The organism is Haloarchaeobius ordinarius (genome assembly GCF_051801355.1).
Lineage (GTDB): Archaea > Halobacteriota > Halobacteria > Halobacteriales > Natrialbaceae > Haloarchaeobius.
This window is the reverse complement of record NZ_CP196560.1, coordinates 1,959,133-1,981,425: the sequence shown is the minus strand read 5'-3', so window position 1 is coordinate 1,981,425 and position 22,293 is coordinate 1,959,133. Positions and strand designations below refer to the sequence as shown.

The 22,293-nt window shown below is 67.1% G+C and carries 24 protein-coding genes; 10 read left to right on the top strand and 14 right to left on the bottom strand.

Annotation, left to right across the window (positions count from 1 at the left end; all coding sequences use genetic code 11):
- Nucleotides 1–29 precede the first annotated feature (29 nt).
- Both ACSC1R_RS10325 and ACSC1R_RS10320 read left to right on the top strand, forming a co-directional pair.
- A complete protein-coding gene (locus tag ACSC1R_RS10325; protein WP_439025662.1) occupies nucleotides 30–1,652 on the top strand; it encodes an acyl-CoA synthetase in 1,623 nt (540 codons plus the stop codon).
- A gap of 53 nt (nucleotides 1,653–1,705) precedes the next feature.
- Nucleotides 1,706–2,524 carry a hypothetical protein gene (locus ACSC1R_RS10320; RefSeq protein WP_439025661.1) on the top strand — a complete coding sequence of 273 codons (819 nt, stop codon included), beginning with the start codon at nucleotides 1,706–1,708 and terminating at the stop codon, nucleotides 2,522–2,524.
- Between the two features lie 31 nt (nucleotides 2,525–2,555).
- On the opposite strand, the gene ACSC1R_RS10315 is transcribed toward ACSC1R_RS10320, so the two are convergent.
- The 3 genes from ACSC1R_RS10315 to purH form a co-directional block, all read right to left on the bottom strand.
- Nucleotides 2,556–3,446: a hypothetical protein gene (locus ACSC1R_RS10315; protein ID WP_439025660.1), complete on the bottom strand. Its 891-nt coding sequence runs from the start codon at nucleotides 3,444–3,446 to the stop codon at nucleotides 2,556–2,558.
- A gap of 86 nt (nucleotides 3,447–3,532) precedes the next feature.
- Entirely contained in the window at nucleotides 3,533–4,087 is a 555-nt protein-coding gene (locus ACSC1R_RS10310; protein WP_439025659.1) for a hypothetical protein, read from the bottom strand.
- Between the two features lie 424 nt (nucleotides 4,088–4,511).
- The gene (gene purH, locus ACSC1R_RS10305) at nucleotides 4,512–6,128 is read right to left on the bottom strand and encodes a bifunctional phosphoribosylaminoimidazolecarboxamide formyltransferase/IMP cyclohydrolase (RefSeq protein WP_439025658.1); all 1,617 of its coding nucleotides are present in this window, start codon (nucleotides 6,126–6,128) and stop codon (nucleotides 4,512–4,514) included.
- 164 nt (nucleotides 6,129–6,292) lie between these two features.
- On the opposite strand from purH, the gene purB reads away from it, so the two are divergent.
- Both purB and ACSC1R_RS10295 read left to right on the top strand, forming a co-directional pair.
- Nucleotides 6,293–7,672, top strand: coding sequence for an adenylosuccinate lyase (gene purB / locus ACSC1R_RS10300; protein ID WP_439025657.1), 1,380 nt, complete (start codon nucleotides 6,293–6,295; stop codon nucleotides 7,670–7,672).
- Between the two features lie 376 nt (nucleotides 7,673–8,048).
- The gene (locus ACSC1R_RS10295) at nucleotides 8,049–9,125 is read left to right on the top strand and encodes a phosphotransferase family protein (protein WP_439025656.1); all 1,077 of its coding nucleotides are present in this window, start codon (nucleotides 8,049–8,051) and stop codon (nucleotides 9,123–9,125) included.
- Between the two features lie 6 nt (nucleotides 9,126–9,131).
- Here ACSC1R_RS10295 and ACSC1R_RS10290 read toward each other — a convergent pair whose 3' ends face one another.
- The 3 genes from ACSC1R_RS10290 to ACSC1R_RS10280 are packed head-to-tail and all read right to left on the bottom strand — an operon-like array spanning nucleotide 9,132 to nucleotide 11,469.
- Nucleotides 9,132–9,731 (bottom strand): TetR/AcrR family transcriptional regulator, encoded by a 600-nt coding sequence (locus ACSC1R_RS10290; RefSeq protein WP_439025655.1) that lies wholly within the window; start codon nucleotides 9,729–9,731, stop codon nucleotides 9,132–9,134.
- A complete protein-coding gene (locus ACSC1R_RS10285) occupies nucleotides 9,728–10,516 on the bottom strand; it encodes an ABC transporter permease subunit (RefSeq protein WP_439025654.1) in 789 nt (262 codons plus the stop codon). The genes ACSC1R_RS10290 and ACSC1R_RS10285 overlap by 4 nt, the downstream gene beginning before the upstream one ends.
- Nucleotides 10,516–11,469: an ABC transporter ATP-binding protein gene (locus ACSC1R_RS10280; protein ID WP_439025653.1), complete on the bottom strand. Its 954-nt coding sequence runs from the start codon at nucleotides 11,467–11,469 to the stop codon at nucleotides 10,516–10,518. Before ACSC1R_RS10280 ends, ACSC1R_RS10285 begins: the two co-directional genes overlap by 1 nt.
- 152 nt (nucleotides 11,470–11,621) lie before the next feature.
- Between ACSC1R_RS10280 and ACSC1R_RS10275 the strand changes: the two genes are divergently transcribed.
- The 3 genes from ACSC1R_RS10275 (at nucleotide 11,622) to ACSC1R_RS10265 (ending at nucleotide 12,765) form a co-directional block, all read left to right on the top strand.
- The gene (locus ACSC1R_RS10275) at nucleotides 11,622–11,930 is read left to right on the top strand and encodes a zinc ribbon domain-containing protein (RefSeq protein WP_439025652.1); all 309 of its coding nucleotides are present in this window, start codon (nucleotides 11,622–11,624) and stop codon (nucleotides 11,928–11,930) included.
- A 22-nt stretch (nucleotides 11,931–11,952) separates the two neighbouring features.
- Entirely contained in the window at nucleotides 11,953–12,408 is a 456-nt protein-coding gene (locus ACSC1R_RS10270; protein WP_439025651.1) for a hypothetical protein, read from the top strand.
- Nucleotides 12,409–12,552: 144 nt separating this feature from the next.
- Nucleotides 12,553–12,765, top strand: a complete 213-nt coding sequence (locus tag ACSC1R_RS10265; RefSeq protein ID WP_439025650.1) for a hypothetical protein — start codon at nucleotides 12,553–12,555, stop codon at nucleotides 12,763–12,765.
- A gap of 23 nt (nucleotides 12,766–12,788) precedes the next feature.
- Here ACSC1R_RS10265 and ACSC1R_RS10260 read toward each other — a convergent pair whose 3' ends face one another.
- From ACSC1R_RS10260 to dapA, 6 genes are read right to left on the bottom strand one after another with little or no spacing between them, the layout of a single operon-like run.
- Nucleotides 12,789–13,895 (bottom strand): M20 family metallopeptidase, encoded by a 1,107-nt coding sequence (locus ACSC1R_RS10260; protein WP_439025649.1) that lies wholly within the window; start codon nucleotides 13,893–13,895, stop codon nucleotides 12,789–12,791.
- On the bottom strand, nucleotides 13,895–14,788 hold the full coding sequence (gene dapF, locus ACSC1R_RS10255; protein ID WP_439025648.1) for a diaminopimelate epimerase: 894 nt from the start codon (nucleotides 14,786–14,788) through the stop codon (nucleotides 13,895–13,897). Before dapF ends, ACSC1R_RS10260 begins: the two co-directional genes overlap by 1 nt.
- Nucleotides 14,785–16,065 carry a diaminopimelate decarboxylase gene (gene lysA, locus ACSC1R_RS10250; protein WP_439025647.1) on the bottom strand — a complete coding sequence of 427 codons (1,281 nt, stop codon included), beginning with the start codon at nucleotides 16,063–16,065 and terminating at the stop codon, nucleotides 14,785–14,787. Before lysA ends, dapF begins: the two co-directional genes overlap by 4 nt.
- Nucleotides 16,062–16,889, bottom strand: a complete 828-nt coding sequence (locus ACSC1R_RS10245; protein ID WP_439025646.1) for a 2,3,4,5-tetrahydropyridine-2,6-dicarboxylate N-succinyltransferase — start codon at nucleotides 16,887–16,889, stop codon at nucleotides 16,062–16,064. The genes lysA and ACSC1R_RS10245 overlap by 4 nt, the downstream gene beginning before the upstream one ends.
- Nucleotides 16,886–17,662, bottom strand: coding sequence for a 4-hydroxy-tetrahydrodipicolinate reductase (gene dapB, locus ACSC1R_RS10240; RefSeq protein WP_439028706.1), 777 nt, complete (start codon nucleotides 17,660–17,662; stop codon nucleotides 16,886–16,888). Before dapB ends, ACSC1R_RS10245 begins: the two co-directional genes overlap by 4 nt.
- Complete coding sequence (gene dapA, locus ACSC1R_RS10235; protein WP_439025645.1) at nucleotides 17,659–18,582, bottom strand: 4-hydroxy-tetrahydrodipicolinate synthase; 924 nt, start codon at nucleotides 18,580–18,582, stop codon at nucleotides 17,659–17,661. The genes dapB and dapA overlap by 4 nt, the downstream gene beginning before the upstream one ends.
- Before the next feature lie 330 nt (nucleotides 18,583–18,912).
- Here dapA and ACSC1R_RS10230 point away from each other — a divergent pair, with 330 nt between their 5' ends.
- A complete protein-coding gene (locus ACSC1R_RS10230) occupies nucleotides 18,913–19,743 on the top strand; it encodes a M48 family metallopeptidase (RefSeq protein ID WP_439025644.1) in 831 nt (276 codons plus the stop codon).
- A gap of 58 nt (nucleotides 19,744–19,801) precedes the next feature.
- Entirely contained in the window at nucleotides 19,802–20,299 is a 498-nt protein-coding gene (locus tag ACSC1R_RS10225) for a LabA-like NYN domain-containing protein (RefSeq protein WP_439025643.1), read from the top strand.
- An 84-nt stretch (nucleotides 20,300–20,383) separates the two neighbouring features.
- On the opposite strand, the gene ACSC1R_RS10220 is transcribed toward ACSC1R_RS10225, so the two are convergent.
- The gene (locus ACSC1R_RS10220; RefSeq protein ID WP_439025642.1) at nucleotides 20,384–20,560 is read right to left on the bottom strand and encodes a hypothetical protein; all 177 of its coding nucleotides are present in this window, start codon (nucleotides 20,558–20,560) and stop codon (nucleotides 20,384–20,386) included.
- Nucleotides 20,561–20,726: 166 nt separating this feature from the next.
- Between ACSC1R_RS10220 and ACSC1R_RS10215 the strand changes: the two genes are divergently transcribed.
- On the top strand, nucleotides 20,727–21,212 hold the full coding sequence (locus ACSC1R_RS10215) for a PUA domain-containing protein (protein WP_439025641.1): 486 nt from the start codon (nucleotides 20,727–20,729) through the stop codon (nucleotides 21,210–21,212).
- 19 nt (nucleotides 21,213–21,231) lie between these two features.
- On the opposite strand, the gene ACSC1R_RS10210 is transcribed toward ACSC1R_RS10215, so the two are convergent.
- Entirely contained in the window at nucleotides 21,232–22,188 is a 957-nt protein-coding gene (locus tag ACSC1R_RS10210) for an NAD-dependent epimerase/dehydratase family protein (RefSeq protein ID WP_439025640.1), read from the bottom strand.
- Between the last annotated feature and the right edge of the window lie 105 nt (nucleotides 22,189–22,293).

Sequence of the window (22,293 nt, the reverse complement as noted above, 5' to 3'; positions counted from 1 at the left end):
TGACGACGAGGGCTGTGGACGTTCCGAACATGGAACTCGACTACGACCACGAGTGCGAGACGTTCGAGTGGAACATCCCGAGTGACTACTCGCTCCCGCGAATCGCCGAGGAACACGCCGCGGCCGTCGGTGACCGGGTCGCGGTCCACTTCCGCGACGAGGCGGGAACGGAATCGTCGCGGACCTACGCCGAGGTCCGAGACGACATGAACCGGTTCGCGAACGCGCTCGCTGACCGGGGCGTCGGCGAGGGCGACCGCGTCATGCACCTCATGCCCCGCCACCCCGACATCTTCGCCATCCAGCTCGGGGCGGCAAAGCGCGGGGCACTCCTCGTCCCGTGCTCCTCGATGCTCAAACCGAAGGACATCCGCTTTCGCGCGACCGACTGCGAGGCGACGACCGTCGTGTGTCACGCCGACCTGACCGAGATGGTCGACGAGGTCGTCGCCCAGACACCGATCTCGAACCGCATCGTGGTGGGCGACGACGTCGACGGCTGGGAACGGTTCGACGACCTGCTCGCCGGGCAGGACACTGACCACGAAGGGCCGACGCTCGGCCCCGAGGACCCGCTCTCTATCAACTACACGTCGGGGACGACCGGCCAGCCCAAGCCCGTGCTCCACCGGCACCGATGGACCTACGCCTTCAACCGCATCAACGCCCGGTACTGGTGGGGCATCGACGAGGAGACGGACCTCGACGACGAGTTGCTGTGGGCGACCACGGGCACCGGCTGGGCGAAGTGGTTCTGGAGCCCCATCGGCGTCGCGTTCACCAGCGGCGCGACCCAGTTGCTCTACCAGGGCGAGTTCGACCCGGCGACGTTCCTCGACGTGCTCGAACGCGAGGGCGTCACCAAACTCTGTGCCGTCCCGACCCAGTACCGCATGTTCGCCCAGGAGGACCTCTCCGAGTGGGACCTCTCGCTCGGGGACGCACTCTCGGCCGGCGAACCACTCAACCGGGAACCAATCGAGGCGTTCCAGGAGGGCGCAGGCGTCACCCCGCGCGACGGCTACGGCCAGACCGAGACGGTCGCGCTCGTCACGAACTACCCCGGCATCGACGTGAAGCCGGGGAGCATGGGCAAACCGGCCCCCGGCATGGGAACGACCATCATCGATACCCAGGAGGCGGTCGAGGTTGACGCGGGCGAAATCGGCGAGATAGCGGTCCCGGTCGACTGCCCGGGCATCTTCGACGGCTACTACGAGAAGCCCCACCTCGACGAACAGACGTTCTCGGGCGACTACTACCGCACCGGCGACCTCGCCTCGCGCGATGCGGACGGCTACTTCTACTTCGAGGGCCGCGCCGACGACATCATCATCTCGGCGGGCTACCGCATCGGTCCGTTCGAGGTCGAAGACGCCCTGGTCGCCCACGAGGCCGTGACCGAGGCCGCCGCGGTCGGCAGCCCGCACGACGAGCGCGGGCAGGTCGTGAAAGCCTACGTCGTCCTCGCCGACGGCTACGAAGGAAGTGACGACCTCGTCGCGGAGATACAGGACTTCGTGAAGGCCGAGACGGCCCCGTACAAGTACCCGCGCCGAATCGAGTTCGTCGACGAGTTGCCCAAGACCTCCAGCGGGAAGATACGCCGCATCGAACTCCGCAAGGAGGAGCAGGCCGCGTTCGGGCAGTAGTCGACCTGCAATCCGACTGAAAGTATTTACCGGTCTCTCCGAAACCGGCCCGCATGGACAGACGCCGCCTCCTCGTCTCCACCGCCTCCTCCCTCTCTGCGGCCGCCGCCGGGTGTCTCGGCTCCGGGGAACCGGGGACCAGCACCAGCCGCGAGCCGACCGACCCAGCCCCGGCGACAGACGGGGAACCGCCAACCACCAGCGCCGCCCCCGGTCCAGGCTACAGCCTCTCGGTCGAGGACATCGGCGTCTTCCGCCGGACCACGACAATCCAGCACAGCAACCACGTCGACGTGGCCGCCGACCCCGAGACGCAGTACGTCGTCGCGACGGTCGTGGTGTTGCCGCCGGAGACCGGGGAACCCGCCGAGGACCCACCCAACCCGACCGACCGCCGGTTCGTCGCGACGCTGGACGGCGAGACGTACGACGACGCCTTCGCGACCGAGTTCGGCAGCCAGTACGCGACGACCATAGCCGTCCCGGTCCCGACCGGTCTCGACCCGGCCGAAGGGACCCTCCAGGTGGGCCACCGGGGAGAGGATGGCTTCTGGCACCAGTTCACCGCCGAACAACTCGACCGCATCGCGCACGTCCCGCGGTTCACGCTCGACGCCTTCACCGTCGAGGCCGGGAACGCGACGGTCCAGGCGACCCTCGAAGTCTCCAACTCGGGCGACCGCGACGGCCGGTTCCTGGCCGAACTCGGGACGAACGACATCAGCGACACGCCGGAGGTGTCGTTCGAGGTACCCGCCGGAGAGACCGTCACGAAACGAGAGAGCGTCGCCATCTACGCCGAGGACGCCGCGGAGGTGACCGTCGTCTGCAACTGGGGGGACACGTACCACCGGCGGACCGTCGAGGTGTGAGGCCGCGAGAGAACGAGCGATTCGGCCGCCGTCAGTGTACCCAGCCCTGCAACCAGAACACGCCCTCCACGTCGTCACCCTTCTCCGGCACGAACTCACCACAGAGTCGTTTCGCCGCGTAGAGCATCACCTGGTACTCCCTGTCGCCCTCGCCGCGGAACAGTGGGACCCGCATCCGGTACATCGGTTGCCCACCGAACTCGACTTCGGTGACGGTCTCGACCGTCGTCTGGAAGATGTAGTCGTCCACGTCGCCGCCCTCGAACGGGACGAAGCCGGCCATCCCTTCGGTGGTGAACTCGTTGCCCTCCTCGTCGGTGAGCGTCTCGGCTGTCGCCGGATTCAGGTCGTACGCGAACGCCGCGAGTTCGACCTCACGGTCGCCGCCGAAGTGTTCGTCAGGGTGTGCGAAGAAGTTCGTCGCGAAGAAGGAGACGGTGGCATCACCGAGACTCCCCGAGAGCTGGGCCTCCGCACCGTTGGCCCACGGAATCGACTCCGAGACGGAGACCTCGTGGGTGATGCCTTCGGCGACAGGATAGCCAGACCAGACCTCGCCGTCCGCACTGGCGATGGTCACCGTCGACAGTGCGCCGTTCCCGCTCCGGTACCCGATCACGGACTGGCCGTCGACCTGCTTTCCCGCGGTCGGTTCCCCCGTTTCGACCGCGCCCATGATGGCCTGCACGATGGCGTCGTTCCCCTCGACCACGGTGTCCCAGTGGCTCCCGTGACTCCCGCTCTTGGCTCCCTCGCGTGCGACGTTCACGCCGGACCGGCCCCTCCCTTCGGGGTCTGCCTGCGGTTCTGGTGCCACGTCGGCGTCGTCGTACCCCGCTGCGGGGCCGACCGTCTCGTCTCCCGTCGATGTCGTCTCGTCGCTCCCGCCGAACACATCTCGCAACCGGTCGAACAGTCCCATAGAAGAACAGAATCGGCCGACGGTGGAATGTCTTGCCCTCGGCCGGGGCCGGCTCCCGGGGCGGGTGCCGCCGCCTCACGGGTAGCCTACGTCATCTCGCGGTCGAACTCTCGTCGCCGGTCGCGCTCTGTGTCCTCCAGCAGCGCGTCGAGGTCGTCGCGGAACTCCCTGTTCTCGAAGCCCTCCTCGTTCTCGTACAGCCGCTGGAGTTCGCGCTCGAACTCCGAATCGGAGAGCCGGCCGTCAACGTAGCGGTCGGTCAGCGCCTCGCGCTTCTCTTCGAGCGTCGGCTCCGGCGGCGCGAGCCACTCCGAGACGCCGTACTCCCGCGCCTGCGGCACCGCGTACTCGACGAGTGCCGCCACGTTCGAGAGGCGCTGGCTGTTCAGACTGGGCATCGACACCCGGCTGACGAGGACCACGAGTAGCCAGAATATCCACACGCCCGACAGTACGGTGAGCAAGAGTGCGGCGACGACCCAGGGTGCGACGGCCCCGACGAAGGTGAACAGGCTCCCGGCGGTCCCGAGCGCGACGAGTGCCTGCAACAGCCCCCACGCCGAGACACCGACGAGGGTGAACAGGGTCAGGACGAGCATCGCCACTAGCGCCTTGACCTTCCGACTGGAGAGCAGACCCATGTGTTGCTCTGTAGGGCGGCGACGTACTTCAAACGAGAAGGTTCCTGTCTGGGTGTTGGTCGTGGTTTCTGAGGGCAGTTCGAGACGCGGTTTCGAGCAGTGAATCCGGGACTTCATCTACTGGTAGTGACGAGGAGCAGCCGACTCGCGCTGGTGGCTATGACCGCAACCGCACCGCCCCGTTCCGCAACCACGCCCTCCCCAGCCGATTGCGATGCTCACTCCGTTCCGTTTCACTCCACTGCGTTGCGCGTCTCATCCCTCGCACGACACCTGACAGGAGCCTCACTGACGTTCGGCATCCTGTCAGCGCGCGCCAGATAGAAAACGTAGAAACCGCTGATTCAGCCGCTCAGTCGTGCTGGAAGCACCGAAAACTCGCAAGCTCGTTTTCGAGCTTTAGACACTCATTCGGCCTGCGGCCTCAGTCGTGTCTAAAGCACCGAGTCCCGGTCATGACCATCGTCATGCCGAGTTCGTCCGCAGCGTCGATGACCTTGTCGTCGTTCTTCGAGCCGCCGGGCTGGATGACCGCCTCGACGCCGGCTTCCGCGGCCTTCTCGACCGCGTCCGGGAAGGGGAAGAAGGCGTCACTGCCCATCACGGCACCGTCGGCGGACTTGCCCTCGGCGTCGCGTTCGGCCTTCATCGCCGCGATTTCGACCGCGTCCACGCGGGAGACCTGGCCCACGCCGAGGCCCACGGTCTCGGTGCCCTTCGCGAACACGATACCGTTGGATTTGACGTGCTTCTGGACCTTCCACGCGAACAGCATCGTCTCGAGTTCCTCCTCGGTGGGTTCGCGTTCCGTGACGACTTCGAGGTCCTCGCGGGTGACCTCGTCGAGGTCGCGTTCCTGCACGAGGCGACCGCCGACGAGTTCCTTGCTGGTGAACGTCTCCGAAATCTCGCCGAGTGGACCGACGTCCAGCACGCGGAGGTTCTTCTTCTCGCAGAGGGTGTCGAGCGCCTCGTCGGTGTAGCCGGGCGCGACGACGACCTCCTTGAATGAGTCGGTGATGAGTTCGGCCGTCTCGGCGTCGCACTCGCGGTTGAGCGCGACGATGCCGCCGAAGGCGGACTTGGCGTCCGTCGCGAGGGCGTCGGCGTACGCCTCGCTCAGGCTATCGGCGACGGCACAGCCGGCCGGGTTGGTGTGCTTGATGACCGCGGCGGCGGGTTCGTCGAACTCCTTGATGAGGTTCAGCGCGCCGTCGGCGTCGTTGTAGTTGTTGTAGCTGAGTGCCTTCGTTCCCTCGTTCAGTTGCTCGGCGTGGACGACGCTGGCCTCCTCGCAGGTGTTGTCGGCGTACAGCGCGGCGTCCTGGTGCGGGTTCTCGCCGTAGCGGAGGTCGGCGTGGCGGTCCTCGGTGACGACCCGGCGCTGGGGCAGGTCGGCAGCCTCGTCGCCCTCGACCGACACCGCGTTAGCCTCGAAGTCGACGGTGAGGCGGTCCTGTGCGAACCACTTGACTGCGCGTGGGTAGGCCTTGAACTCGCCCTCGTAGAGGACGCGCTCTTTCAGCGAGTCCGTGTCGTCACCCTCGTAAACGGGGACAGGTTCTTGCGTGACGATGGGGCCGGCGTCGACCTCGCCAGCGACGACGTTCCCCTCCTCGTCGACCGCGTTCGTGACGGCGTGGACCGTACAGCCGACCGTCTTCACGCCCGCGTCGAGCGCGTCGCCCCAGGCGTCCATGCCGGGGAACGACGGGAGCAGGCTCGGGTGGACGTTCAGCGTCAGCGGCATCTCGTCGAGGAACGTCTCCGAGAGCACGCGCATGTACCCGTCCAGACAGACGAGGTCGAAGTCGTAGTTCGAAAGGACCTCGACCACGCGCTGTTCGTGCTCGCGTCGGCTCTCCCCGTCTTCCATGGGGACCGCCTCGGTGGCGATGCCGCGCTCCTCGGCGTCGGCGAGGACGGGCGCGTCTTCGTCGTTCGTCAGGACGACGGCGAGTTCCGCGCCGCCCGGTGTGAGGTCGTCGATGTGCAGGAGATTGCGACCACGGTTCCCGGCGAGACCGGCGATGCGTGTCATACCTGTGTGGCGTGGTGCGGGCAGGAAAGTAGTTGCGGTTGCGAGCGCAAAAATATACACGTATCTGCATACATTCTCGAATCGAGCGCCAAGAAACGAGTTTCCTGTACACGAACGCGGATGGTTCCGACAGGCTTTTGCGACCCGCCCGGGCAGTGTCGTCCATGCCGAATCCGCTCTTGGCCGTCTCGCCGCTCGACGGCCGCTACGCCGGTCGCACCCGACCGCTCGCGCCGTACGCCAGCGAGTCCGCACTCATGCGCGCTCGCGTGCAGGTCGAAGTCGAGTACCTGATTTCGCTCGCCGACCTCGACGTGACACCGCTCGAAATCGATTCCGACCAGCGCGCCGACCTCCGTTCCCTGTACGAGAACTGGGACGAGGCGGACGCCGACCTCGTGAAGACCATCGAGACGGACGGCTACGGCGAGTTCACCGCCACGAACCACGACGTGAAGGCGGTCGAGTACTTCGTCCGCCTGAACCTGCCCGAGGACCTCGACGCCGCCCAGTGGATCCACTTCGGGCTCACCAGCGAGGACGTGAACAACCTCGCACACCGCCTGCTCGTCTCGGGCGCGGTCGAGGAAGTCCTGCTCCCCGAACTCGACGCGCTGGTCGACCAGCTCACCGAGATGGCCCAGGAACACCGCGACCTGCCGATGCTCGCACACACCCACGGCCAGCCCGCCACGCCGACGACGTGGGGCAAAGAGGTCGCGGTGTACGCGGCCCGCCTCGGTCGCACTCGCGCCCGGCTGCAGGGTGCCGCCGATTCCCTCGCTGGAAAACTCGGCGGTGCATCTGGGACGTATGCCGCCCACGTCGCGGCCTACCCCGACGTCGACTGGCGTGCCTTCGCCCGGGAGTTCGTCACCGGCCTCGGCCTCGACTTCGCGCCGGTCACCACGCAGGTCAACCCCTGTGACGACCTCGCGGAGGTGTTCGACGCGGCCCGCGGCGTGAACAACGTCCTGCTCGATATGGACCGTGACTTCTGGCTCTACGTCTCGAAACGCTACCTCGGGCAGGAAGCCGTGGAGGGCGAAACAGGGTCCTCGACGATGCCGCACAAGGTCAACCCCATCGACTTCGAGAACAGCGAAGGCAACCTCTCGAAGGCGAACTCGGACCTCACCTTCCTCGCGGACTACGTCACCACCTCGCGGCTCCAGCGCGACCTCTCCGATTCCACGGTCAAGCGCAATATTGGTGCCGCGTTCGCACACTGCCTCATCGGCTACACCAAGGCCCAGAACGGGCTCGCGAAGGTCGTCCCGAACGAGCACGTCATGCGCGAGGACCTGCAGGAGACGCCCGAAATCATCGGCGAGGCCGTCCAGACCATCCTCCGGCGCGAGGGCGACACAGCGGCCTACGAGCGCGTCAAGGAACTCACGCGGGGCAAGCGCGTCACCATCGAGGACTTCTACGACCTGTTCGACGACCTCGACGTGAGCGAGGACGTGCGCGAGGAACTGAAAGCACTCACGCCTGAGGGCTACGTCGGCGTCGGGAGCGACCTCGTGGACGAACTGGACTGAGCGGTTCGCAGTCCCCGGGCGAACCAGTCACACACCACCCATAGCTTTTTTGCGCACGTCTTCGACCGTCGAGTCAGCAGCGATGGATTAAACGCTCTTTCCGGCCGCCGTGCGGTCCACACGTTCAAAACTCGATAGTGCCGACGCCAGCGGACCGTGCAGGCCGGACACCGCCGGTCGCCGAACTCCGGTAGTTACGTCGCTATCGACGCGACCGGCAGTGGTCTTTCGTATCCACCTCGGACAGCCGAGGGAGTATCCACCCACACACGATGTACACCGATTCGACCCGCGACAAGCCAGCGGTGAGACACGCGACACCCGCGACGAACAGCCCGACAGAACACACAGCCGACAGCGACGACACACGACACCCATGACGTACGACAGAACCGTCTCCGACGAGACGCTCACCCGGATGGTACAGCACATCGAACCGACCTGGACAGTTTCCGACGCGACGCCCGCGACCGGCGGCCACCACATCGTCTACCTGCTCACCGTCGAGACGGAGACGGGTACCCGAGCGTGCGTCCTCAAGGCGACGCCACCGGGGAAAGACCCCATGTGCGACGTGGAGGCGCGGATGCTCGCCATCGTCGGCGAGAACACCACGATGCCGGTTCCCGAGGTGTTCGGGGTCGTGGAGCAGCACGACGACCTGCCGGCCCCGTTCTTCCTCGCGTCGACACTCCCGGGCGAGGACTACCAGCGAACCGAACACGCTCGACTCTCGGCTATCGACCTCGAAACACTCGCCCGCTCGTGCGGTCGGCACCTCGCCAGCCTGCACGAGCTCGACCTCGTCTCTGGGTACGGCTTCGTCGGCGTCGAGTACGACCGGCCACTCTCCGGCGAGCGACCCAGCGGCGACCCCGACCAGCTCGTCGTCCGCGACCCGACCGACGACTGGCAGGCGTGCCTGCGCGAGTCCGCCGAGAGCATCGTCGCTGGCCTCCCGGACACGCGATTCGCCGACCTTGCGGCGACCGTCGAACCCGCGCTCGACGCCCATATCGACGCGCTCTCGGGCCGGTTCGACCCCGTGGTCTGCCGCATCGACAACTCCATCGACAACCTGCTGGTCGACCCGGAGACGAACGAGGTGTCGGGCTTCCTCGACTGGGAGTTCCAGTTCGCGGGCACGCCCGCCTACGACTTCGCGTTCGTCGCCCACAGCATGGCCGGCGGGGCCTGGGCGTACGTCCCTGACGTACCGAACCACGAGTCGACCATCCGTCACGGGTTCCTCGACGGCTATCGCGAGGTCGGACCCGCACACGTCATCGCGCAGTACGAAGACCACGGCGAGTGCTACGAGTTGCTCGCATCGTGTCACGCGATGTGGAACTTCGACACCGCCATGGACCAGGCCGGGGCGACCCCGGACCAGACAGAAGGTGCAGCCACGGCACTCGCAGAGACGGTCAGGACGCTGTGTGAGAAACAGTAGGTGGAGTCACTCCGTCAGCCCCTTCGCAACCGCCCGAATCACGAGGTCGCGCGTCTCCGGGTAGAGGTCCTCCCCGATGTCGTTCTGGTGCAGGGTGAGGAAGGACACCGACCGGATGGCGCTGGCGACCACCATCGGGTCCGGGCCGCGGACGGCACCGGCCTCGTACCACGCCTCGACGTAGGGCAAGAAGTACGCGAGCGACTGTTCGCGGCCCTCGCGCAGTTCCTCCTCGGTGTGGTAGTCTCTGAGCAGCTGCATCTCCTGTGGCTCGACCAGCAGCCGCCGAATCAGCGGGTTCGACTCTATCTCATCCATCAGCCGGGATAGAAAGCCGACGATAGCCGCCTCGGGGTCGTCGTGCTCCTCGAATGGCGCGAGCAGGCGGGGGAGCATCTCCTCACCCTCGCGCTCCAGAATCTCGACGTACAGGTCCTCCTTCGACTCGAAGAACTGGTAGAACGTGCTGGTGGCGATGCCGACCGGCTCGGTGAGGTCTGCGATGGTGGTCTTCTTCAGCCCGTAGCGGCTGAACAGTTCGCGGCCCTCGTCGACCAGTCGCTCGCGGATGCGCTCGCGCTCGGCCTCGCTGAATCCGCCGCTCATGCGAGGTCTTTGCGCCGGAAGTACTCGCGGCTCGCCAGCACCAGCACCGCGGAGACGGCGAGCAAGATGGCCCCACCGCCGAGGTTCCAGTCGCCGTGGACGAGTATCTCGGTCGGGTCGTAGTAGTGCGCCGGTGAGATCACCCCGAGCCACGAGAAGTCGGTCCCGGCCGTCACGGAGTTCACGAGGAACAGCCCGAACACGACGCCCATGGCGGCCCGCTGGGCGATGCTGGCCCGGTCGAAGACGACCGAGGCGACCAGTCCGATAGCCGCCGACGCGAGCAGGTACGGGAGCGACAGCAGGTGGACCATCACGAGGTCGGCCGCCGAGATGGACTCACCGATAGCGAGGACACCCACGTAGACGATGACCGGCATGGTGACGTTGATGACGGCCATCGGAACGAGCATCGACGCGAACTTCTCCAGCAGGACCCGCGACCGCGAGACCGGGAGCGAGAGCGTCATGTCCATGCGGCCGTGTTCGACCTCGTCCGCCACGAGCGAGGCCGCGGCGTACGCCACGTACAGCCCGAGCAGGATGACCCAGCCGAAGGCGTACAGTTCGGCGGCGAGGAAGCCCTCGATGGTGCCGAGCGATTCGGCACCGAACGCCTCCCGGAGCGCCGGCGGCCACGCCTCCATGTACTCGTCGAGGTCGACCGTCGACGTGATTGTCGGGAACATGTAGATGTACAGGCCGGTCAGCAGGGCGAGGCCGACCGTCATGACGGTCGCTCCCTTCACCCGACGCTTGCCGTGGTAGCGAGCGAACTCGAGCATCAGGCCACCACCTCCGTGTCGTCGCCGTAGAACCGCATGAACACCTGTTCGAGCGGTGCCTCCTCGACGTCGAGTTCGAGCACGTCGTACCCCCCGACGAAGTCGACCAGCGAGTTGAGGTCACCGGTGTACGTGAACGTGAGTTCCGAGGCCGTCTCGGGGACGCTCCCGCCGTTCGCCATCGGGGCCTCTGCGAAGACACCGTCGACGGCACGGACCGACAGGTCGTGGACACCGTCGAGGGTCACGTCGGCGGTCTGGAGGTCACTGGCGACGCGGAGGCGCACGAACTTCCCGCTACGGTCGAGCAGGTCCGAGACAGTCTCGACGGTGACTATCTCTCCCTCGCGGATGATGCCGACGCGGTCGCACACCCGACGGACCTCGCTGAGGACGTGTGACGAGAGGAAGACGGTCGTCCCCGTCTCTTTCTCCTGTCGGATGAACTCGTTGAACCGCTGTTGCATCAGCGGGTCCAGCCCCGAGGTCGGCTCGTCCATGATGACGAGGTCCGGGTCGTGCATGAACGCCTGCACGAGCCCGAGTTTCTGCTTGTTCCCGGTCGAGTACTCCCGGACCGTGCGGTCGAGGGGCGGGTCGAATATCTGCAACAGCTCGTCCCGGCGGCTGTCGCCCTTGATGGAAGCGTGAAGGTCGAGTATCTCCCGCCCGGTCGCGCTCTCGTCGAACCCGGGGTTGGCCGGCAGGTAGCCGATTCGCTTCTTCGCCTCGATGAGGGCCGCTTCGTCCCGGATGTCGTGCCCGAGCAGGCTCGCCGTGCCCGCGGTCGGTTCGATGAATCCCATCAGGGTTCGAATCGTCGTCGTCTTTCCAGCCCCGTTGGGCCCGAGGTACCCGAACACCTCGCCCTCCGCGACGGAGAACGAGACGTCGTCGTTGGCGAGTACCTCGCCGTAGTCCTTGGTCAGGCCGGACACCGTTATCGCGCTCATCACTCACCGATACGATGAATGAACTCATGAATGTATCGTTTTTCTATTTTTGAGCCGTCTCGAGGGGATTTTCGGCCCTCTCAGCGCAAATCCTTCGTCTCCAGTACCTATAGACCAACAAGCACTTACCGGTGACAGATGAATTCGCTGTCATGTCCCGACCCCGCGACGGTTCCTCCCCCTCCACCCACCATCACCGCGACAGCCACCAGCAAGACGTAGAGACTGACGACCCGAGGGACGACGGTGGGTGTCCGAAGTGCGGCGGATGCGAGGTCAGGACTGACCTCGTCTCGACCACCGGCTCCGGCTTCGCGCGGTTGTTCGACATCCAGACCAGGCAGTTCCGTGTCGTCACCTGTACCTGCTGTGGCTACGCCGAGTTCTACGACGACACCGAGACGGCCGAAGCCGAGGCAGTCGACACCTTCCTCGGCACCGTCGAGGCGGGAACCGGATAGCCGTCGAGACCCTACAGTACCCGTGTACCCAGGCCCGGCCGCGGCGAGCCGTCCCCGGCGCGGACTCGCGAGTACGTCCAGCCGGCGCTTCGCCCTGTTCTTCCTCGGTGTCGTCTTACTGACCCTCGCGGCCGTTCTGACCATCGGTGCCATCCGGGTCGCGCTGGTGTACGACGGCCCGACCGAGGCCCCCGACGCCCGCTGGAGCATCGACCGGACCGACCTCACCGCCGCCGACCGCACGGCCATCGACCGCGCTATCGCCGGTGACCGAATCGTCTACCAGAGTCCCGAAGCCGCACCGGGGCCTGGTCGCGGGAGGCTGGCCGTCTACGACGCCGAGGCCAACACCTGGCACGTCTTCCGCCGCCGCGTGTACGTCGACTTCGGGACGACGTTCGGGATGGGTGCGGCTGCCTCGGCCGTGGCAGGACTCCTGTGTCTACTCGTGCCCGTGGCCAGACAGTTGCGAGAGTGAGTGTCGGTAGCGCGATAGGAGGCACACAGGCCCGACCCGCGAGGGATATCGAACCCCGGCTGAAACGTCGATTGCACCCTCACCAACCGTTAACACACTTCGTCAAAGATATCCCACAGATTCTCGTCCGACCGACTGGCCGAGATGATGAACGAATCGAACGGGTCCGCGACCACCCAGCCGGGCACGACCACTCAACCGGGCACAACCACCCAGCCGGGCACGACCACCAGGGCCACCGCGACGGTGGGAACCGTCTCCGACGATGGACCGATTCCCGGCTTCGGCCTCCCGGCCGGCGTCCTCGGGGCCACAGCGGCCGCGGCGCTCCTGGCTCGTCGAACCGAGCGTCGCTGAGAGGGACAGGACAGTTCTGCAGGTCAGGACAGGAGGGTCGCGATGGCCTCGGTCACCGCCTCGGCCGCCTGCTCGACCTCCGCGATTCGGACGTACTCCTGGGGCGAGTGCGCGACGGCACCGCCCTCGTCCGCGAGCACGCCGGGCCCGAACACCACGGTCGGGGCCAGCCTGGCGAAGTAGGACGCCTCGGTCGCGGCGGTGAAGTGCCGCGTCTCGGCGTCGGCCGCGGCGGTCAGCGCCTGCACTACTGCACTCTCTTCGTCGGTGTCCCACGCTTCGAGGAAGGGTGTATCTCGTTCTGTGAGCGCGAACTCGACGCCGACCTCGGGCGGGACGTACTCGCGCAGGTGCTCCAGCAACGCGGCGTGGAACCCGTCCGCGGTCTCCGGCGGGACGCTCCGGCGGTCCACGACGATGCTGGTCTCGGCCGGGACCTGGTTCGTCGCGGTGCCACCGTCGACCATCGTCGGGGTGAGTGTCGCCCCGCCGAGTTGCGGGTGGACCGGCGGCGCGTCCGGCCGGTCGTCGAACGTCGCGATGGCGTCGATAACCGCCCGGACCGCGCTGATGGCGTTGATACCGGATTCCGGCTCCGCGGCGTGCGCGTTCTCGCCGGTGAGCGTGATGGTTCCCTGGAACCGCCCTTTCGCGGCGGTACAGACGTCGAGGTCGGTCGGTTCGCCGACGATGAAGCAGTCCGGGTCGTCGAACTTCATCGCGGCCGCGCCCGTCGAGAGCGTCTCCTCGTCGGGCGAGATGGCGAGGGTGACCCGGCCCCGACCAGGGCCGTCGCCCTCGGAATCGACGTCGGCCGCGAGAAATCCAGCCAGCAACGCGGCGAGCGGCCCCTTCGCGTCACAGGAGCCACGGCCGCGGATGACGCCCGCCTCGTCGTCCCGCTCGTAGGGGACGTGCGGCGGGACCGTGTCGATGTGTGTGTTCAGGACGACGTGTGGGTCCCCACTCCCCCGTGTCGCAATCGTGTTGCCCGCGTCGTCGACGTGTGCCTCGACGCCGTGGTCGGCCAGTGTGTCCACGAGGAACGTGCGCATCTCGGACACGTCCTCGTGAGACTGGATTGGCACGGCCTCGTCGAGGAACGCGACGGGGTCGAACGCCTCCCCCATCAGTCGGCAGAGGGCGGCGTGATGGACGCTTCGCCGTCGAACTCGTGGACGACGGGGCCGCGAAGGACCGCCGGCCCGTCGTCGGGCACCTCGACAGTGAGGTCACCGCCCGGGGGCGACACGACGAGTTCCTCGGCGTCGTTCCTGTCGAGGTGCTTCGCGACGGCCGCGATGGCGACCGCACCCGTGCCACAGGAGAGCGTCTCGCCCTCGACGCCGCGCTCGAAGGTGCGCTGGTCGTAGCCGCCGTCGGCTCGCTCGGAGGCGAACGTGACGTTCGCGCCCTCCGGGAACACGTCGTGGTGGCGGATTTTCGGCGCGTCGGCGTCGAGGTCGATGGCGTCCACGTCGTCCACGAAGATGACCGCGTGGGGGACGCCAGTGTTGATGCCCGTGACCTCGTAGCCGGCGAGTTGCTCCTCGACGAGCGGTTCGTCCTGCGCCAGCGGGACGACCGCGGGCCGGAACGACGGTTCACCCATCTCGATGGCGATCTCGTCGCCGACCTGCCGGGCGTGACGAGTCCCTGCCTGGGTGTCGATCATGACCTCGAGGGCACCGGTCTGCTCCATGGCCCACTCCGCGGCGACGCGCGCGCCGTTCCCGCACATCTCCGCCGTGGAGCCGTCGGGCTGGACGAGCGTCATGACGACGCGTGGTGGCCGGTACTTGTCTTCGAGGTGTAAGAAGAGGACGCCGTCGGCACCCGTCGTGCCGACGTCGCTGCGCTGGACGCTGGAATCGTCGCTCCCTGCGACGCCGTCCTGTCGGTCGCAGTTACGCGTCGCGAACGCGAAGCGGTCGGGGACGTACTCGTCCGCGTCGACCACGATGAAGTCGTTTCCGGTGCCGTTGTACTTTCGATACGTTACGGTTCGTTGTGAGATGCTCATTCTGATACCTCCTGTCGCGTGATGTCCGCGATAGTTTCGCGACGCCGCGCGAGCGACGCCGACCCGTCCGCGATCGTGATGGTGGCTGGCCGCGGCCGGGAGTTGTAGTGGCTCGCCATCTCGTAGCCGTACGCGCCGGCGTTGCCGATGGCGACGATGTCGTCTCGCTCCGGTTCGGGGAGCGGTCGGTTCTGACAGAACGCGTCGGAACTCTCGCAGATGGGGCCGACGACCGTCTGGTCGACGAGGTCTCCATCGCGGTCTTCCGCGTTCAGGTTCCGCATGGCGTGGTAGGCGTCGTACATCGCCGGGCGAAGTAGCGTCGTCATCCCGGCGTCGAGGCCGACCACGGTGGTGTCGGGCGTCTCCTTGACCGTGTTGACCGTGGTGAGGAGCACGCCCGCGTCGGCGACGAGATACCGCCCCGGTTCGACCTGGAGCGTCGCGTCGACCTCGCCCAGTGCCTCGCGGGTGGCCTCGGCCACCGCGTCGAGGTCGAGAGGGTCTTCGTCCTCGTGGTACGGAACGCCGAAGCCGCCGCCCACGTCCACGAACTCCAGGTCGACCGGCGCGTCACGCGCGAGGTCGCCCATTCTGGCGACGAGTTCCCGGTGACTCGCGAGGTCCTCCTCGCCGGAGATGCCCGAGCCCGCGTGGGCGTGGATGCCGACCACGTCGAAGCCGCGGTCGGCGGCCTCGGCGAGCAGGTCGCTCGCTTCCTCGTAGGGGACGCCGAACTTGGCGTCCGCGCCGGTCTGGACCTTCTCGTGGTGGCCCGCGCCGACGCCCGGGTTCACCCGCAGGCAGAGTCGGCCGTCGTACCCTCGCAACTCGAGCCGGTCGAGGGTGTCGGCCGCGCCCACCGTGACCGTCAGGTCGGGGTAATCCTGCCAGAGCCCCACGACCGTCATCAGGTCCTCGGCGGGCGGGTTGACCGCGGTGTACTGGACGCGGTCACCCGGGACGCCCGCGTCGAGCGCCCGGGCGACCTCCCCGGCGCTGGCGCACTCGATGCCCGCACCCTCGTCGTGGAGGGTCGCGAGACACCGGCCGAGCGTGTTCGCCTTGGCGGCGTAGAACACGTCGGATTGGGGGAACGCCGCGTCGAGCCGGCGGTAGTTCTCGCGCACCCGGTCGAGGTCCAGCACGTACAGCGGGCTGCCGTACTCCGCGGCGAAGTCGCGCAGGCTGGCGGCGTCCCAGTCGGCCAGTCTGCGGATGCTGGCACCGCCGTCGGGGGCCGCCACGTCGTCGGCCCGCGCGACCTCGCCGCTCATTCGCGCAGCACCTCCTCGCGCTGAGTCGCTTCGAGCGTCTCGGCCTCGAGGCCGGTCGCCACGACCGCGGGCTTGTAGGCACCACCCGGGATGAGGTCGTGGTCGCCCAGCGAGGACTCGACGAAGCGCTGGAACGCCCGGCGCTCCGGCGGCAGTTCGCCGTAGTACACTTCCTCGTCGACGAGGTCGTAGACGGGGATGCGCGGCGTGAGAAGCGTGTTCTCGCCCACGACCGAGTCCTCGCCGACGACGAAGCCCGAGGTCACCCGGCAGCCCGCGCCGAGCGAGACGCCGTCCTCGACCACGACGGGCGCGCCCTCGACCGGTTCGAGGACGCCGCCGATGAGCGTGTTCGCGCCGAGCTTGACGCCCTCGCCGATCTGGGCACAGGAGCCGACCGTGTCACACGAGTCGACCAGCGTCCCGTCGCCGACGTAGGCCCCGATGTTGACGAAACTCGGGCTCATCATGATGCAGTCCGAGCCGATGTGGGCCCCGGCGCGGACCACGGTCCCGTCGGGCGTGTTGCGGCTCCCGCGCTCGCCGAGGTCCGAGGTGTCCTGCAGGGGCAGGACGTCGTTGTAGACGACGCCGCCGTGGTCGTACTGCTGGATGTCGTGGAGCGCGAAGTTGAGCAGGACACCCTGCTTCACCCACGCGTTGGCCTCCCACTCACCGTTGCGCTTCTCTGCCGCACGGACCTCGCCGGCTTCGAGCGCGGCGAGCAGTTCGTGCAGTACCTCGTGGGCCCCGGAGTCGTCGGCGTCGAGGTCGTCTGTCTGATAGCGCTGCCACAGGTCGTCGATGTCGGATTGCAGGCTCATTCGTCGTCTCCCTCCAGAACGTCGGAGAAATCGTACCGGCCGGCGTCGCGGCCGGCCAGCCACTGGGCCGCGTCGAGTGCCCCCTCGGCGAAGACGCCGCGGGACTCGGCGCGGTGACTGAGTCGCAGTTCCTCGTGGCCGCCAGCGAGCCACACCTCGTGCAGGCCGGTGACGTTCCCGGCTCGCAGGGCGTGGACGCCGACTTCGCCCTCGGTCCGCGGGGCCTCTCCCTCGCGGCCGTGGACGCGGTCTTCCTCGCCGCGGACGGACTCGACGTCGTCCAGCAGCGTGTTCGCGGTCCCCGATGGGGCGTCGCGCTTCCGGTTGTGGTGCGCCTCGACGAGTTCGATGTCGTAGTCGTCGAGGGCTCCCGCGGCCTCACGGACGAGGCTCCGGAGTACGGCGATGCCCTTCGAGAAGTTCGCGGCGTGCAGGACCGGGACCGCCTCGCTCGCGTCGTCGAGTGCTGCCTCCTGTTCGGTCGAGAGGCCGGTCGTCCCGGTGACCAGTGCGGTGCCCGAGTCGGCACAGGCCGCGGCGTAGTCGACGGTCGCGTCGGGGACGGTGAAGTCCACGACCACGTCGATTTCACGGTCCGCGAGGACGGCTTCGAAGTCGTCGTCGGAGACGACCTCGACGCCCGCGACCGTGTCGTCCACGCCGGAGGCGGTGAAGCCGACGACGGTGGCGAACTCGGTTCGCCCCGCGACGGCCGACAGGACCTCCTGGCCCATCGCGCCGGTCGCACCGGTGACACCGAGCCGTACCATCAGTTGCCGACCCCCACTGGTGGTTCTTCGTGGACCATGTCCGATTCGAGGTCGTCGAGAATCTCGGTGAGTGGCTCGACGTACTCCTCGGAGAGCCGCGTGAGGGGGAGACGCATGTGGGCCTCGCTGTAGCCCCGGATGCGCATCGCTTCCTTCACCGGAATCGGGTTGGTCTCCCAGAACAGCGCCCGGAACAGCGGCCCGAGTTCGTGGTGGAGCGCCTGTGCACGCTCGTAGTCGCCGGCGAGCGCCGCCCCGACCATCGCGCAGGTGCGCTCGGGTTCGACGTTCGCGGACACCGAGATGGTGCCGGTCGCGCCCACCGAAATCATCGGGAGCGTGAGCGCGTCGTCGCCCGAGAGGACCGCGAAGTCCTCGTCACGGGTGCGCTCGACGATCTCGGTTATCTGGCCGAGGTCGCCCGAGGCGGCCTTGAAGCCCGCGATGTTCTCGTGACTCGCCAGCTCGGCTGCGGTGTCGGGCTCGATGTTCTGGCCGGTCCGTGACGGGACGTTGTAGACGATTTGCGGCGCGTCCACCTCGTCGGCGATGGTCTGGTAGTGCTCGACGAACCCGCGCTGTTCGGGCTTGTTGTAGTACGGCGAGATGAGCAACAGGGCGTCCGCACCGGCCTCGACCGAGCGCTGGGAAAGCGACAGGGCCTCGGCGGTGTTGTTCGACCCGGACCCCGCGATGACCGGAATCTCCTCGGCTTCGTCGGCGACGGCCTCGACGACCTCGACGTGTTCGTCGTGGCTGAGCGTGGCCGATTCGCCGGTGGAGCCGACGGGCACGATGCCGTCGACGCCGGCGGTTTCGAGCCGGCTGACGTTCTCTCGGAGGGTCGCGAAGTCGATGCTGCCGTCCTCGTCGAACGGTGTGGTGATGGCGGGATAGACGCCGCTGAATTCGATGCCTGTCATGTGGTGTGTGGTGTGTATCGTGGGAAGTCGTCTGTCGCGCAGTTCAGGTCAGCCGAACGCACCCGGAACGGGGTCGCCACGCCCGCTTCGAGCACTTACTGCGCGAATTTTTTCCCAAATGTAAAACGGAATGTGCCACTCATCACGGGTCGTCGTGCCCTGACTGGAGTGGCAGCAGTCATCACTGGATACACGGGGCTTCCATACAATAACGTTTGTGCCGCTCGCAGATGTGTCCGCAATGGCCCTGTTGTGCCATGGGTGTCAAACACATGCCCGGGAGGGCAGTGAGGGCGGTACTTTATAAAGAACGGCCCGCAACCCCCGCCCATGCGACACACAGGTCTCAAGCTCAGAATGCTGTTCGTCGGGACGGTCCTGTTCGCGTTCTACGCGGCCATCGCCGGGGTCGCCCTGGCGATGTTCGGAACGGCTGTCTGGCCCCTCGTAGCGGTCGGGACCCTCCTCTTCGTCGGCTTCCAGTACAAGTTCGGCAAGTGGGCGGCGCTGCGGAGCGTCGGCGCCGAGGACATGCCAGAGCAGGAGTACGCCGAGATTCACCGCATGGTCGAGCGACTCTCGGACGACATGGGTATCGACAAGCCGAAACTCAAGTACGCCCAGATGGGCGTGCCGAACGCGTTCGCGACCGGCCGGCGCGGTGCCGGCGTCGTCGTCGTGAGCGTCGAACTCATGCAGATACTCTCCCGTGACGAGCTGGAAGGTGTCATCGCGCACGAACTCGCGCACATCCGCAACCGCGACGTGGTGACGATGGTGCTCGGGCAGTCCATCGCGGCACTGGTCGGCATCGCGGTCCAGTGGGGAATCATCCTCGCGGGCGACAACGACTTCGCCGACTTCATCCTCGGGTGGATCGCCGGCATCCTCACCCAGATGCTCGTGATGGTGTTCGTACTCGCCATCTCCCGGTACCGGGAGTACGTCGCGGACGCGGACGCACGAGAACACATCGGCAGCGGCGAACCGCTCGCTCGCGCCCTGGAGAAGATACAGGGAGCCAACGAGCGCGTCGACGAGAGCCGCATCGGGGACAGCACGGCCGCCCTCTGCATCTTCGACGGCCAGAAGGGTCTCTTGCGGACCCTCTTTGCGACCCACCCGCCGGTCGAAAAGCGTATCGAACGCCTCCGGAACTGACGACGCGAACGCCTGTGGGCATAAAGGGCTTTCACCCCGCGGCCTGCACGTGTCCAGTATGACCGAGATACATCCGGGCCAGCGTGTCGCCATGCTCGTCGACGCGCAGAACCTCTATCACACGGCCCAGAGCATCTACACCCGCAACATCGATTACTCCTCGTTACTGGAGAAGGGCGTGCAGGACCGGACCCTGACCCGCGCCATCGCGTACGTCATCCGCGCCGATTCGCCCGACGAGGAGAGTTTCTTCGAGGCGCTGGCGGACATCGGCTTCGAGCCGAAGATAAAGGACATCAAGACGTTCGCCGACGGCTCGAAGAAGGCCGACTGGGACCTCGGGATGGCGCTCGACGCGGTGACACTGGCGAGCCACAACGACACCATCATCCTCTGTTCCGGCGACGGCGACTTCGCGCGACTCTGCTCGCACCTCCGTCACGAGGGCGTTCGCGTCGAGGTGATGGGTTTTCAGTCGTCCACGGCGGACGAACTCGTCGAGGCGTCGGACGCGTTCATCGACCTCTCCGAGCGACCGGACACCTTCTTGCTGTAGTCGAGACGACTCGCGTCTCACCGACCCGACCACCGGCACAGCGGTCGCTCAGGGGTCGTGGATAAACGAGAGAAAGATTCCGGCTTAGACCGGACGGCCGCCTTCCGACGTGCCGACCAGCAGCGCACCGGCCGCCATCGCGAGCGACGCCGCGCCGCCTGCGACTATCGGGATGTTCGCACCGGGTGTCCCGAGGTAGAGCAGCAGTGCGGAGCTGACGAACAGCAGGACCGCGCCGAGGAGTATTTTTGTGGAGTTCATCGTGTCAGTAATCTCGCCCCCGAGTAGAATATAACTTTCGCCAGAGAACCATGTGAGATTAATGGTACCGAATACCAAGGTGGGTGGTACCGAGACACATGCAAAATCGTGTTCGTTCCGGGGCCGCTCCGACACGCTTTCACGAACCAGTCCCGAATCCGGTCCCATGACCGAACCTGACGCCTTCGAAGACGCCCCCGACCTGCGGACGCTGGCCGACTACCAGTTCGGCAGCGGCGCGGGCACGGCGCTGTTCCCCCCGACGGCGGACCTCACGGTGAAACGAACGTCCTCTGGCCGTCCAGAGCAGATACTGGCCGACGCGGGCCGACTGGTCAGCCACGGGACCGACGGCCGCTTCACACTCGGTATCGAGGGTGGGCGCCGGCTCCACGAGACGCTCGACGCGCCGACCGGCCGGGTCGTCGTCGGCGACGACAGCGAGCCCTTCGTCCGTGACGGCAAGAACGTGTTCGCGAAGTTCGTCCAGGACGCCGACCCGGACATCCGGCCCGGCGACGAGGTCCTCGTCGTCCACTACGAGGGACACCTGCTCGGGGTCGGCCGGGCCGAACTCGCCGCCGACGCGATGCTGGACTTCGACTCCGGGATGGCCGTCAGCGTCCGCGACGGCGCGGGCGAGGCCGAGTAGGTCGACCGCGACCGCCCCACTATTCTGCGGCTGGGGGCGGCTGGATGACGGCCGGACGACCGCCGTCCCGGTACCACTCGACCGTCCGTTCGATACCGTCTTCTAGCGGTGTCGCCACGTCACCGAACGTCGTGACGTACTTCCTGTCGTCGACGAGGTGCGGTCCGTCGTAGCTGTACCACAGCTCTCTGAGCCGCCGGTACCGCTTCGAGAACGGCGTCGCAAGGAACGTGAACCAGCCGGGAACCCGTCGCAGGGTGGGCTGAACGGCAGCGACGCCGGCCACCAGTTCGACGAACTCCCGCGGCGTCACGGCGGTCGGCGTCGGCGCGTGCCACACCTGTCCGTACGCGGCTGGCTGCTGGGCGAGCGTGACGAGGGCCCGCGCCGCATCGTCGACGTAGGTCACCGCGTGCGTCGCGTCCGGGTCGCCGAGGACCAGCGCCGCCTTCCCGTCGAGCAGTCGGCCGAATATCCCCTGCCCGTACGGCGAGTCACGAACGCCCGGCCCGTAGAGGTCGCTCGCCCGGAGGACGACCGCCTGGATTCGGCCAGCCGCGTGGGCGGCGAGCAGGGTTTCGCTCGCGTCGGCATGTGCCCGCCCCCAGCGCCCCGACGCCGTCGGTTGCATGTCCTCGCGGTAGGGTTCGTCCGTCGGGCCGTACGCTGCGAACGTATCACAGTACGCGACGGTGGCTCCCGCGGCCGCCGCCCCCTCGATGACGCTACTGGCGACGTGCATGAGGTCTCGCGCGCTGCGACAGCTGTTCGGGTCCGTACAGAAGTAGACCGTGTCGGCGTCCGCGAGGACGCGTGTCATCTCGTCGATGTCGCAGAGCGCCGCCGCCGCGACAGTGACCGCCTCCGGTGTCTCCCCCTCCCCAGTGCTGTTCACCACCCTGACGAGCCGTCCCTGCGCCGTGAGCTGACGCACGACGGCCTGTCCGAGTGGGCCGGCTCCGATGACCACGTCCATACCTCACGTACGTGCTCGAACGGGATGAACCACTCCGTGGACCATCCCGGTACCCGGGTCGTAACCCACCGGGGCGGCACCACCATCTCGAAGTTCGTCATCCTT

Excerpts from the sequence above, each read along its gene's own strand:
- ACSC1R_RS10230 (WP_439025644.1), top strand. The coding sequence starts at position 18,913 with ATGCGACACACAGGTCTCAAGCTCAGAATGCTGTTCGTCGGGACGGTC.
- ACSC1R_RS10285 (WP_439025654.1), bottom strand. The coding sequence starts at position 10,516 with ATGCTCGAGTTCGCTCGCTACCACGGCAAGCGTCGGGTGAAGGGAGCG.
- purB (WP_439025657.1), top strand. The coding sequence starts at position 6,293 with ATGCCGAATCCGCTCTTGGCCGTCTCGCCGCTCGACGGCCGCTACGCC.
- ACSC1R_RS10320 (WP_439025661.1), top strand. The coding sequence starts at position 1,706 with ATGGACAGACGCCGCCTCCTCGTCTCCACCGCCTCCTCCCTCTCTGCG.
- ACSC1R_RS10315 (WP_439025660.1), bottom strand. The coding sequence starts at position 3,446 with ATGGGACTGTTCGACCGGTTGCGAGATGTGTTCGGCGGGAGCGACGAG.
- dapF (WP_439025648.1), bottom strand. The coding sequence starts at position 14,788 with ATGAGCATCTCACAACGAACCGTAACGTATCGAAAGTACAACGGCACC.
- ACSC1R_RS10210 (WP_439025640.1), bottom strand. The coding sequence starts at position 22,188 with ATGGACGTGGTCATCGGAGCCGGCCCACTCGGACAGGCCGTCGTGCGT.
- ACSC1R_RS10325 (WP_439025662.1), top strand. The coding sequence starts at position 30 with ATGGAACTCGACTACGACCACGAGTGCGAGACGTTCGAGTGGAACATC.
- ACSC1R_RS10245 (WP_439025646.1), bottom strand. The coding sequence starts at position 16,889 with ATGAGCCTGCAATCCGACATCGACGACCTGTGGCAGCGCTATCAGACA.
- ACSC1R_RS10220 (WP_439025642.1), bottom strand. The coding sequence starts at position 20,560 with ATGAACTCCACAAAAATACTCCTCGGCGCGGTCCTGCTGTTCGTCAGC.
- lysA (WP_439025647.1), bottom strand. The coding sequence starts at position 16,065 with ATGAGCGGCGAGGTCGCGCGGGCCGACGACGTGGCGGCCCCCGACGGC.
- dapA (WP_439025645.1), bottom strand. The coding sequence starts at position 18,582 with ATGACAGGCATCGAATTCAGCGGCGTCTATCCCGCCATCACCACACCG.
- ACSC1R_RS10280 (WP_439025653.1), bottom strand. The coding sequence starts at position 11,469 with ATGAGCGCGATAACGGTGTCCGGCCTGACCAAGGACTACGGCGAGGTA.
- ACSC1R_RS10225 (WP_439025643.1), top strand. The coding sequence starts at position 19,802 with ATGACCGAGATACATCCGGGCCAGCGTGTCGCCATGCTCGTCGACGCG.
- ACSC1R_RS10260 (WP_439025649.1), bottom strand. The coding sequence starts at position 13,895 with ATGGGGGAGGCGTTCGACCCCGTCGCGTTCCTCGACGAGGCCGTGCCA.
- ACSC1R_RS10290 (WP_439025655.1), bottom strand. The coding sequence starts at position 9,731 with ATGAGCGGCGGATTCAGCGAGGCCGAGCGCGAGCGCATCCGCGAGCGA.
- purH (WP_439025658.1), bottom strand. The coding sequence starts at position 6,128 with ATGACACGCATCGCCGGTCTCGCCGGGAACCGTGGTCGCAATCTCCTG.
- ACSC1R_RS10295 (WP_439025656.1), top strand. The coding sequence starts at position 8,049 with ATGACGTACGACAGAACCGTCTCCGACGAGACGCTCACCCGGATGGTA.
- ACSC1R_RS10265 (WP_439025650.1), top strand. The coding sequence starts at position 12,553 with ATGATGAACGAATCGAACGGGTCCGCGACCACCCAGCCGGGCACGACC.
- ACSC1R_RS10310 (WP_439025659.1), bottom strand. The coding sequence starts at position 4,087 with ATGGGTCTGCTCTCCAGTCGGAAGGTCAAGGCGCTAGTGGCGATGCTC.
- ACSC1R_RS10275 (WP_439025652.1), top strand. The coding sequence starts at position 11,622 with ATGTCCCGACCCCGCGACGGTTCCTCCCCCTCCACCCACCATCACCGC.
- ACSC1R_RS10215 (WP_439025641.1), top strand. The coding sequence starts at position 20,727 with ATGACCGAACCTGACGCCTTCGAAGACGCCCCCGACCTGCGGACGCTG.